Origin of the sequence: Dickeya sp. ws52 (genome assembly GCF_007210685.1) — a bacterium.
GTDB lineage: Bacteria > Pseudomonadota > Gammaproteobacteria > Enterobacterales > Enterobacteriaceae > Dickeya > Dickeya chrysanthemi.
In genome coordinates this window covers 1-463 of record NZ_SZVX01000059.1, presented here as the reverse complement: position 1 = coordinate 463, position 463 = coordinate 1, and the positions used below count along the sequence as shown (strand labels likewise).

Genomic DNA, 463 nt, shown 5'->3' with positions numbered 1-463 from the left:
CCAGTATTCGGTATGTCGTGTTTGCCTTCAGCGGTACCAGCCAGTGCGCCTCCGGCTCTCTGCGTTGCCAGTTAATCAGTAACTCTGCGGATAAATAACAGCGGTCAAACAGCGTCAGACTCTTCGCCTGCGGCAACAACTGCTTCGCGTAACTGACTTCGCCCGTGTTTGCCGGGCCGAATTTAACGTCATGAATCAACCGGCTGCGCAGTGACATCAGGGCACACAACCTGACCATCGGGTATTCCGTGTGTCTGTCAGGACGATGTTTGATGTACTCAAAATGCTCTGCCAGCTCAGGCGTATCCGGGGTACGGAAGAGTGTGCCATCGACCGCAAACAGGCGCAGGCCATGCCAGAGGTCATCCTTATCTTCCTGCTGAGTCCAGTGGTGGGCAGTCAGTGTGAAGAGTTCACGGAGAGGGTCGTCACTGAGCCGCTGTCGGGCCTGTGCAATGGAGCT

Annotated in this window: 1 protein-coding gene; it reads right to left on the bottom strand. The window is 55.9% G+C overall.

Annotated features, from left to right (window positions below; all coding sequences use genetic code 11):
* On the bottom strand, nucleotides 1-463 hold a 463-nt coding region (locus tag FDP13_RS21500), incomplete at both ends, for an IS4 family transposase (protein ID WP_143840378.1).